The sequence below is a fragment of the Paraburkholderia sp. EG304 genome (assembly GCF_046543485.1).
GTDB classification, from domain to species: domain Bacteria; phylum Pseudomonadota; class Gammaproteobacteria; order Burkholderiales; family Burkholderiaceae; genus Paraburkholderia; species Paraburkholderia youngii.
Genome location: NZ_JBKGUA010000061.1, coordinates 23505 through 33961, shown reverse-complemented (window position 1 = coordinate 33961; position 10457 = coordinate 23505). Strand labels below are relative to the sequence as shown.

The window sequence follows — 10457 nt, the reverse complement described above, 5'->3', positions numbered from 1 at the left end:
GGTCGCTTGACCTTCGCGATCCGATTCAATGTCTCGTCCACTTTAGTTCCCACCAAATTATTTAGCGGGAACTAAACTACCAACCGGTTCGCTCAGCCGTCGAGAATGGCCGTCATGAGCCGCTTACCCAGCAGAACCGCTTGCGGGAGTTCTTCAATCGCGCGGTCATCGGGCCAAGGCTGCTCGTCATCGACGAAATCGGCTATTTGCCGTTCGGGCGTGAGGAGGCAAACCTGTTCTTCAATGTCGTCGCCAAACGCTACGAGCGCGGCGCCATCGTGTTGACCAGCAACCTGCCGTTCACGCAATGGGCCACCGCCTTTGCCGACGACCAGACGCTCACGGCCGCCATGCTCGACCGGCTCTTGCATCATGCCCACATCGTGCAAATCAGCGGCGAGAGCTATCGACTGAAGGACAAGCGCAAGGCAGGACAAGCAGGAACGCGGGCAAGCGCGAAAGCAGCCGCGTGACACAGGACCCGGGTGGGTCAGATTTACTTCGGCGAAACGCCGGAAAGTGGGTCAGTTTTCAGTTGGCGTTGACATGAATCCATCTCTGAGGGGTATGCAGCACGCCGGCTTGAGGGAAGGTGGCCAAGGTGTCCGTATGCCAGCTAGCCAGCATGCCCGGCCGAAAGCCGAAAATTGCTTGAAGCGGGTCGCCGAATACATAGCAAGGCAGGTGGCGAGAAAGCGCGCGTACGAGTCCGTGGTGTGCAACGGTGCAGTCTTGGTACTCGTCTACAAGAATGCCACTATACGACGCGCTCAGTATGCTTTGCACCGCGCCGCTTTCAACCAACGCTGTTGCTGCGACCATGACAGCGTCCCATTCCCGCGACCGCGCTGACCAGTCGCCAGCCAAACCCGACCCATTCGGAAAGGCACGTGCCCATCGATGTGCCCAGGCTGACAGCGTTTCGACCTGGGCTTTGTCCGCAGGTACCTTGTGCTTGGCCAGCCGGCGCCGAATGGCGTCAACCCCGGCGACGGTATGGGTGAGAACGAGCCAGCGGCCCGGGACACTGGCGGCTATGAGAGCAATTTGCTCCGTCTTGCCAGTACCCGCTGGCGCCTCAATCGCTCCGGCACGGAAGCGAAGCATCTGCTGGACATTCGCTTCAAGCATTGCTGCAAAGCCAATAGAAAATCTGGCTGAGCTGCCATGGCAAATGAGCGGGCGCTCCGGTATGTACCGCGTGCGTCGCGAGATGCGAGCCGATACGAAAGCAGAGGTCGTAGTCTTTCTTAATCCACTTGGACTTGTGCGCGAGGCGCCCTATCTGACGGAGCCAATTTTGGTCTGATAGATACGCGTAGGCTTCTTGCAGTGTTTCGACCTTCTGCCTTACGACACTAGACATTTCTCCCAGTGCACGCGGTTCACCGATTTCGCTTGTTATCAGCTCCAGTAGTCTTTGGCGCAATTCCGGTGGTGTTCCCATAAATAGCTCTTCTTCGGTGCAGCGGTTGTCCCCCCACTCGAAGTGGGCCACGTTCCTGGCTTTGAGCGATGTAACGAGTGCAGGAGGGACTCGGACATCGCTATCGGTAAGCAGCGCCGTGCGATAACCGAGAGACGCGAAGTGCAGCGCGACGGCCGGTGCCGAGGCTCCGCCGCCGTCTATGACAGTCGCGCCGAACATCTGGAACTGCTTATCTGTGCCTTCAGCATAACCCTTGAGAAATGCAACTTCCGTCTGGCCCTCGCACACAAGTACGGAATTTGTGAGCAACGCTTCACCGAGGTCACGAACATAGCGCTTCGCTTCGAGGGGCTCCGTTGCCGTTGCTGCGGAAGGCTTCACATCAACCTTCCCTGTAACGTCACGTCGACAAACGAAGACTTCGCCGAATCTCACCTCGCGGAGGACGCTCGTGGAGTGAGTGGTGATGAACACCTGACCGCCTGATTTAACCCGTTTGCGCAGATGGCTGACCAGTAGAGAGATTCGGTGGGGTTCGAGCCCATACTCAATCTCGTCGATGAGCAAGAAGTGACGCAGTGCCGATTCCGCGCTTTGGAGGGCGGCAACTGCAAGGCGCGCCGAACCTGTTCCCATGCACCGAAACGGCACGTTACCGTCATGAAGTGCAATTCCGCTTGCGTTCATCGAGAAGCTCGTGTGGTCCAAATTTGCCGTCAGTTTGTCACGGACTTGAACGCCCAAGCTCGCGATGTCCGGCGAGACCGCTTCAATGATTTCACGGAAAGTCGACGCGCCTTTGGCAGCAAAGGTGTCGCGAGCCGAGCGCAACAGCTCGTTCAACTGCGCTGGCAGCTTTTCTGGATGTGCCCCGACGCGCTGCAAAGCGGAGCCACGACCCCATGAGAGATGCCGGTCTGCGTAGGCGCCGAGGCGCGCCGGCGCCATCTCCTTGCGGTCAGCGAAGCGAATGCGCTTCGATTTGTCGTTGGGGGTACTACCAAGATAAATCGACCACACAGGCTCAAGCGTTTCGTCAACGACAAGTTCCAGTGTAAGTACCGGGCCAACGCCACTGCTTTCCGCGGGTTCGGAGCTCCATGAAAGAGTCGTCGGGTTCCAACCTGAGAGGTATAGGCCGTAACGGTCCTCACGCAAGTATTCAGTCGGTAGGCTTGCGATGCACGCGATAATTCGGATTGCGTTGGCTGGGTTTGCCTCGTAGAAATCGAGGTCGTCAAAGGTTACGTTTTGCCGCTCTGCGAGTAAAAGGTCAATCGCATCCAGTATCGTCGTTTTGCAGGAGTCACCGGGTCCAATCAAGGTGTTGATGCCCTGATTCGGGTGCCATTGAAGTTCACGGACGCCCCGAAAATTTTTGATGCTTAACGCAACAATATGCATGGCGTTTCTCTTGGGCGTGTGGCCGTTGTCGAGCGGCTTCGAGCCGGTTCGCGTTATAGCTCTACGTGAGGATTTCGTTGTTCCCTAAATGTAGTAAAAGCCCGACTGGTTCCGGTTCGCGGCCGCAGGCCCCCTGAATTTCGCGGAGAGCCAGGCGGACAACCGCACGGCAGTGCGCGCGCAGTGGAGCACCTGACGCGATTTGAGATGCTTCAGCTAGGTCGGTTTGTGAGGGCGCAAGCGCGGCGCCGAGCGTGGTTTGTGGACAAATTGCGGACGGCCGATTCATTTTGACGCGGGCTTATGTTCGTTGAGAAAACGGTCTGGCCAAGACGGCCAGCCAGCCGGAGAGGCTCGAGCATGCGCGTTCGATAGCTGGAAGGTCGTCGCGATGCAAAATTAGCTTCTTGAGCCGAAGAGCGAGAATGAACTCCGGCGCAGCGCTACCAGCTGGTGAGTTGTGCAACTCAATGAACTTGGCAAGCAGGCGGGCCATATCGCGACTGGCTTCCCTATCTGCCGCGTAGTCCAATTCAGAGGGGTAGGCAGCTCGCAGCAATGCCGCCTGAATGGCTCCATCGTTGAATCGAGTGAACGTGGCTGGCTCAATCAGCGTTTGCTGAAACACGCCGCTCCGAAGCGATGTTTCCGGGTCGCCGGAGCGGGCCCGGCGCGACGCTTCCAGAAATGTGGCGACTGTGAGCAGAACGCCCGCGCTCAAATCGTTCCCTTCGAGGGGATGGTCGACGTCCCATAGAAGGAAACCAGCTGAAATCGGAAGAGATTCCCCGCGTGCTGACGGTATGAATGTCAACTCGTCTGTCAGTCCAGCTGGAGCACGCATCGCCTCGCTACGCTGGAGCAAGCGTGGAGGAACATCAACGTTCTCGGAATCGCAGATTTCGATGAGTTCGTCAAGCAGTGCAGCTTCCTTATCCCATTGGATGGCCTTATCAATTCGACCTATAGGCAACGTGAAGCCGTGCTTAAACCGGTAAGCGCTGTCCGCTGAATTCGAGCCTATATCGCTCGCAAGCTCCTTCAATCGCACGTCGGATTCAGGCAATACAGCTAAAGCAATGTATAACCGTGGACCAGAGCGTTGTACGATGCGAAGCATTGCGCTTATCTGCTTGAAGACAAATCCATTAGATATGATGGGGCTTGCAACAATCGCAGCGGCACTTTCGAGGAATGTACGAAGTTCCTCGTTTGGGCTTTCCAACTCCATATGGTCGATTACACGAGTATCTGTCCCCGGCGCACGCTTCTTTAGCAAGTCTTCGATACGATGCGCTAAGCGTTCGTTGTGCGGCTCTCCGCTCCCCAAGTCTCTTGGGTAGATGATGACCGTCGGACCTGGCGCCGCATAGTTCCGTATCCACTCTCGGAGTTTGCACTCGCCATCGGCATCAGCGCCTGTGTAACGGACCATCAACGCACTGATATCAAGAGACAGCGACCACCATTTGCTGCCAACGTCTTTTCGGCGCCCAGCGAGTACGATGCGTGCCTCCGCAAGCTCAGCCAGTTGGCGTTTGTCTTTTTGGGAGAGCGACTTATGAGCCATCCGAACGAGCCTCGGCCGATTGTTGTGACTGAGAAATCGTTCGCCGATGACGCGCACGCTCTCTGCCCCGGCAGGCAGGCTTGTTACGTCTGGCATGAACTCCTCTCGGAGCCCGTCGAGCGCAGGTTCACCAAGGAGCTTGCGCGGAACGCGGAATAGGCAGCTCGACTGTAATTCGTCAGCGGTACACCTTTCGCCTTCACCGTCGGACTGCAAGCCGATGAGTGTGACGACCGGGACATTCTTCGACCGACCGAGCTTCTTTCGCACCTTCGCTTCGAGTCCACCGGAGGTTGATGCGGAAACGATGACGAAGGCCGCATCAGGTAGCGGCTCCCAGTCGGCAAGTCCTTCATAGCCGTGAAAGCTCTCAATTGCGTATCTGCGCCCATCTTTCGCTTCTGCGCAGTGCAGTTGCGTCAGCATTTGCGCCACAGGCCATATCGCCATTGAGTCAATGAAAATGCGGATTGTCGGTGAAGACTGTTCTTGCTCGCAGAATTTTGAGAACCGCGGCAGCAGGGCTATCGAAAGCAGTTCAATCTCATTTGTACTGCTCAGCAGGGACTCCGCACGAAGGAAATGGCTCGCGTAGCGCTCGGATTGCTTTGCGAAGAAAAACCCTGGTGGTGCAGCGACTACAACATCTCCGCGCTGACTCGCTCGCCTCATGAACTCTTCGATTGCGTGCGCAAAGCATCGAGTCAGGTCAAGTTCGTTGCTGGTGTCGCTTTCTCCTATCTCGACTATCCGGCCTGAACAATCAAATCCAGCAATTGTTAGCTCGCCCTTTGCGAGAATGTCCGTGTGGCCCGTTGCATTGCCGCCCCTAATAGCTTTCGCGAGTGAATGTGCATGAGTAATTGACGCGACCAGCAACGTTCGAGGAAGCACCACATTCGACTTGGCCCAATCACTGAACTTCGAACTGATTTCGGGCCAGTCAGCTTGCTCTTGGCCGAGGAATATGAGGACGCAATGCCGAAACGCGGATGCATACGTTGCACCAGAGAAGGGAAAAATCAGCATCGTGACGCTCCCCCTTAGGCTGGCAGCAGAATCGAGAAGGACGTGCCTTCCACCGCGCCGAGCATCTCATCAGTCCACGACCTGAGGAAGAACAGCATCTTGCCTTCTTCCATGAAGACGTGCGTTTTGTCCTCAAGCTGCAAATATGACTGAGAAATGTCCTTCTTCTCGTAGGCGAGCCGACGCTCGATGTCAGAAATTGCTGAGCGCGTACCAAACAAGAAGGAGAGTCTGCCGGTGCGCAGACGCATAAATCCGTTGCGTCTGCGAAGCAATCGGGCGACCGCGAAGAGGCCTACACCGCGATTTGTGTCACCTGACGATGTTGCCCATTTGCGGAAGCAGGCAACGACGGCTGCTTCTTCTTCCTCGATAGCTAGTTCCCGTACATCGGCGACTTGGTGTTTATCTTTTGCTCCGCTGGACAGCCAGCGGCGGGCGAGGCCGGGCCCTGAGTCAACGATTGAAAGCTCGATAAATGAAAGAACGCGCAGGTCCTGCTTCCTGTCGCTACCGATGGCTGGGTGCCGAACCGAGTCTTCGGCAAGGCTTTGGTGGAGGTAGTTGCGAACGTGAGTGTTGTCACCCGAGAATTGTTCAACTCCGTCATCATCGATGTCAACGTGACGAAATGTGATTGCTCGGATGCCCTTCGAATAGAACACACCACGCTCGTCGGCACGCGCCCACCAGTCAGAGTTTTCGACAAGTTCGCGAGTGAGCTGTGTTGCCGCCTCGGAAATGTCTAGCAACTTTCTTGCGGGCCAGTCCTGAGCGATTTGAGCCAGTGCTGCTTGGACGACGACACGTACCTCACCGAACTGTCGAAGCTTCCGGTCGCCATCGCTGCCTTCGTACAGGGGACGTATGAATTCTCGCGGCGAACCTTGCACGCAAAGTAAGTTGACGCCACCGCTCGAAGGATGTGTCCGCGGAAAATCGAACTCGTCCATTGCGTCGAGATAGCTGGTGAAAACTTTCCCTTCCGCGCGCCCCATCCGAAGCCCGTTGCTGTCGAGCAGTAGCTTTGCCATAACCCACGCGGCGAGAGCATATGGCCTTCCTAGAAGCTTTTCGAGATTGGCTGTGAAGCCCGATGCTTTACTGTCGAGGTCATCGAACCTGGCCTTGCCGCCTGCACTTTTTCTCGCCCAGGTGATGACCAGTTGCAGTAGACCAGCGTCGGCAAAGAATGACATGAACGTGGCGGGAGCAGGTACTCGAAGTTCGTCCGCGTCTGGTCCGGCCAACTTCCGTATGGCTGCTTCTATGCTTTCAACGGTTGCCTCAGGAATTTCCATTTCAACCGCTCTCGCTAGTTAGACTGCGATGCGCTGCGCAAAGACCTCGCCCTGTCCAGGCGCCACGATTAACTCAAGGTGCTACAGATTCGACGAGCGCCATTGCAAATCGTCATTCTGGCACGTATTTTTAAGTCGCCGAGCATACGCGTCCCTTGGGACTTTCACCACGTTTCCTTACCGGGCCCTAAACGAAGGGCGTGAGGGCGACAAAACATGCTGCGACTGCAACTAGACTTCAGCATTGCCGATTGGCCAAATTTACCGTATGTTGTAATTTCTTTCTGACGGTAAGTCAAATCGACGCAACATCTTGATAGCGTAAGCACGTAAAGCGCGAGAACGAATGCTGAGCCAGGGGGGAGGCGTCTCAATGCGACCTCCGGAGAACGAAAAAAGAAGCGCTCGCACTGCGTGTCGTATTCTGAGAGACCACCATGCCGATGAATTACGCGCGGTATCAGGAAGAAGTAAGGGCAGACATCGCGAGCGTGCTGAAGCTTGCGGGCTGTCAGCCAATTCTGTTTGTTGGGTCTGGGTTTTCACGGCGGTACGCAGATGCGCCGAACTGGGACGAGCTCCTGAAGAGGCTGGCCGAGAACTGCCCGAAAGTCGACCATCCCTACGCTTACTACAAGCAGAAATTCCAGGACCAACCGCGTATCGCGAGCATGTTCGCAGAGGCATATCGAGAGTGGGCGTGGGACGAGGGGCGCACGAACTTCCCTCCGGAATATTTTACCGAGGCGTTTCCGACGGAAGTGTTCCTGAAGCATGCGACAGCCGCTATGCTTCACAACCTGAAACCGGTGCACGCGGGCCTAAAGGCGGAGCTCAAGGCACTGCAGGCGATTAATCCACACGCTATCGTCACGACCAACTACGATGAGTTGCTGGAGCCGCTCTTTCCACAGTACGAAGCGGTCGTCGGCCAGACCATTCTGAAGCAGCCGTATCTCTCTATCGGCGAAATCTTCAAGATTCATGGCTCAGTCGCTGACCCGCTTTCGCTCGTGCTGACGCACGAGGATTACGAAGCCTTCGAAACGGACAAAAAATACCTGAGCGCGAAGCTGCTGACCTACTTCGCAGAGCATCCGCTGCTGTTCATTGGCTACGGCGCGAGTGACCCTAACATCCGCAGCGTGCTCTACGACGTTGACCGGATGATTCGCGCGGATTTCGCACTCATCCCGAACATCTACATTCTCGAGTGGGACCCTTCGATTGACGAAAACTCGTACCCCGCGCGAGATAGGGTGCTCGCGGTCGGCGAGAACCGGGAGATTCGGATTAAGAGCATTTCGGCGTCGTCGTTCGAATGGGTCTACGAGGCGTTCAGCAGTGGTGGCGCGCTCGAGAAGGTGAACATGAAACTGCTGCGGTCATTGCTCGCACGGACGATTGACCTGGTCCGCAAGGACGTGCCGACCAAGAAGGTGGAAATCGATTTCCAGACGCTCGAACACAAGCTACAGGAAGGCGAGGGTGTTGCGACGTTGCTCGGCATTACAGCAATCGGGGACCCGGCGAAGGTCAACCTGCAGTTTCCGTTCACGCTGACCGAAGTTGCCGAGCAACTCGGTTTTAAGGGCTGGAATGCTGCACATCGCCTTATAGCGCTGGTGAACGAGCAGACAGGCTTCGACCTGAAGTCCTCCGACAACACGTATCACATCACGATGCGGACGGGGAAATCGAGCAGCACAAACAAGTATTCGCAGGCATGTGTCGACTTGTTGAGAGCAGTGCTAAACGGAGAGCCATGTAAGCTGGCGGAGGATTGCGTCGTGGCGGCACAGAAGGCGGCATAGGCGGTTGTTGCCCGCGTACCAGTGGACTCGGTCAGCGTGATTCCGGAGCGCCCGTCAGTGTCGTTGACGGCTCGTGCACGTTGCTCCGCACGAGGTCAGGGTTGCAGGTGTTGTAGAGCAGTTCTCATGTTCAAAACCACAAGGAGCGCTACCATGAAGCAACCAGGGCTCGATGGTCGCCATCGTGACAAGGATGGGAAGATTGACCTGAAACATGGCAACACGATGAACAAGAACTTGCCGAATCCCATTCCGGGCTTCGGGCCGAATACGACCCTGAAGGTGATGCGCGACAAGACTGGCAAGGTCAGCGAGAAGGACATCAGGGCGGTTATGGCGAAGAAGCGCGGGGGATGATAGAGCACGTCACGCGGCGGTCTGCCGTACGTGTAGCTTGTGATGACATGCATGCGCTCAGTGCCGTCGTGCACATAGCTGCGCCGCGGCTTGATGCAGCGGGTCGTGCCGACTACACGCGGACGCAATTCGGGCGGCAGATAGCCGTCGAGCAGGACGAGATGTGGCTCGAGGCTGAGAACGCACGTGTTCAGTTGATACAGAGCGTAAGCCGAATTTTTAATCGCTAGCCAGTTCTTAAGACGGCGACCGGCTTCATTTCCGAGGGGCGGACCGTCGCAGCGCTTTGCGGAAATTTCTTTCGGACCGGGTCCTGCTTGCAAGCGCGTCCTTTAGTCCCTTCTCTGCATCATCCGACATGACCAGCTGGCCGTGTTCTGCTTGACTACGGTCCATGCGGTTGTCCCCGGTCATCACACGAAGTATTGAAGAATTCGCGTGAGCGAGATGCTCCATTTCCACGTTGTACCCATATAGCCGATGAAGTCCGAGTGCTATGGCGCATGACCGCGAGTAGCCGCCCTCACAGTGAATGACAATCGCGGTGATTTCGTCGGGCAGGCATTCGACGAACGAGCGAACCATGTCAGCGTGCGCTGGGGTGAACGCATGAGTGAGGTTTTCCGTCGCCTTTCTGGACAGGTCAGGCTTCAAGAAGTCCACGTCTGCAAAGCTCAGACGCAGCAGATGGGCGAAGCCATCGAGGCTGGCGGGCGGGCGCTCCGGTGCGGTGACTGAGATGACGGCAATCGAGGGCAGCCGCGGCAGCTTCTCGGCGTCACCTCGCGACAGTGCGAATACTTGGCGCACGCCATTCGCCAGTGGCTTGTATAACTTTCCCACAACATCCTGGAGTCGCTGCGTCATCTCGCCTTGCTCGCACTCTGCCGGTGCTGCTTAACGGCTCTGTTAGCTTTGGCGCGCGTTGCGCGACACCGTTCCAACTCCTTGCAAAGCAAATCTATTTCAGCTTGCATGTTAGCGGCTCGTTGTAGAAGCCGTCCGACTTCGTACCAATACGCGTAGCCCAAATCACCTTCGGCCATCGCCAGCTCGTGAAACTTGCGGAGGGCAATCTCCAGGTCGATGTGATTGTCTGAGTGCATCTTGTACTCCTTCGTAGACCAGGCATTCCGCGACTGAAAGGATAAGAACGCGCGGGGCGAAGCTGATGCGATTCTGGCCCGTACAGCTTGCCGAAGATGCCGGATATTGCCGCGTCATCTCGCTGCGCACTGCGGCATCACCACGTCAGCGAGCCGCCACAATCTTCTTTGAGAGTCCTGCCGCGCCAGTACGTTACCGCGGAGGAACGGCCCAGATTCCCGGCAATGCCGCGGCTGATATCTCAAGGTCGATGTCCAGCGGATAGTGCCGGAGGAGTAACAGTGCGGTGTCCTGAATTGCGTCGCGTGCGGTGGTGTTGGTAGGCGAGCCAAGCAGTTGCAAAAGCTTACGCGCTTCGATGACTGCCTTCGTGCGCTCATATGCTGTGGTCATGGGATATCGCTAAATATACGTCGAAATTGCCGGTGCAATTGCACGCGCAGGGG

General features: G+C 56.7%; 8 protein-coding genes and 1 pseudogene. 3 read left to right on the top strand and 6 right to left on the bottom strand.

Annotated features, from left to right (window positions below; genetic code table 11):
- Positions 1-128: 128 nt before the first annotated feature.
- Positions 129-473 (top strand): annotated as a pseudogene (istB, locus tag ACLFKU_RS37170) (IS21-like element ISRso19 family helper ATPase IstB); the annotation flags it as partial.
- A 58-nt stretch (positions 474-531) separates the two neighbouring features.
- On the opposite strand, the gene ACLFKU_RS37165 reads toward istB, so the two are convergent.
- The 4 genes from ACLFKU_RS37165 to ACLFKU_RS37150 all read right to left on the bottom strand — a co-directional run bounded on the left by ACLFKU_RS37165 (position 532) and on the right by ACLFKU_RS37150 (position 6733).
- Positions 532-1131: a UvrD-helicase domain-containing protein gene (locus tag ACLFKU_RS37165; RefSeq protein ID WP_410852504.1), complete on the bottom strand. Its 600-nt coding sequence runs from the start codon at positions 1129-1131 to the stop codon at positions 532-534.
- Positions 1124-2833: an ATP-dependent nuclease gene (locus tag ACLFKU_RS37160; RefSeq protein ID WP_410852503.1), complete on the bottom strand. Its 1710-nt coding sequence runs from the start codon at positions 2831-2833 to the stop codon at positions 1124-1126. The genes ACLFKU_RS37165 and ACLFKU_RS37160 overlap by 8 nt, the downstream gene beginning before the upstream one ends.
- A 301-nt stretch (positions 2834-3134) precedes the next feature.
- Positions 3135-5432, bottom strand: coding sequence for a hypothetical protein (locus ACLFKU_RS37155; protein ID WP_208206880.1), 2298 nt, complete (start codon positions 5430-5432; stop codon positions 3135-3137).
- Positions 5433-5446: 14 nt separating this feature from the next.
- A complete protein-coding gene (locus ACLFKU_RS37150; RefSeq protein ID WP_410852502.1) occupies positions 5447-6733 on the bottom strand; it encodes a hypothetical protein in 1287 nt (428 codons plus the stop codon).
- 437 nt (positions 6734-7170) lie between these two features.
- On the opposite strand from ACLFKU_RS37150, the gene ACLFKU_RS37145 reads away from it, so the two are divergent.
- Both ACLFKU_RS37145 and ACLFKU_RS37140 read left to right on the top strand, forming a co-directional pair.
- A complete protein-coding gene (locus ACLFKU_RS37145; RefSeq protein ID WP_410852501.1) occupies positions 7171-8547 on the top strand; it encodes an SIR2 family protein in 1377 nt (458 codons plus the stop codon).
- A gap of 153 nt (positions 8548-8700) precedes the next feature.
- Positions 8701-8904 carry a hypothetical protein gene (locus ACLFKU_RS37140; protein WP_119566610.1) on the top strand — a complete coding sequence of 68 codons (204 nt, stop codon included), beginning with the start codon at positions 8701-8703 and terminating at the stop codon, positions 8902-8904.
- 255 nt (positions 8905-9159) lie between these two features.
- Here the strand turns inward: ACLFKU_RS37140 and ACLFKU_RS37135 are convergent, their stop codons facing one another.
- The gene (locus tag ACLFKU_RS37135) at positions 9160-9771 is read right to left on the bottom strand and encodes a hypothetical protein (protein ID WP_410852500.1); all 612 of its coding nucleotides are present in this window, start codon (positions 9769-9771) and stop codon (positions 9160-9162) included.
- A gap of 432 nt (positions 9772-10203) precedes the next feature.
- A complete protein-coding gene (locus ACLFKU_RS37130; RefSeq protein WP_410852499.1) occupies positions 10204-10404 on the bottom strand; it encodes a BPSL0761 family protein in 201 nt (66 codons plus the stop codon).
- Between the last annotated feature and the right edge of the window lie 53 nt (positions 10405-10457).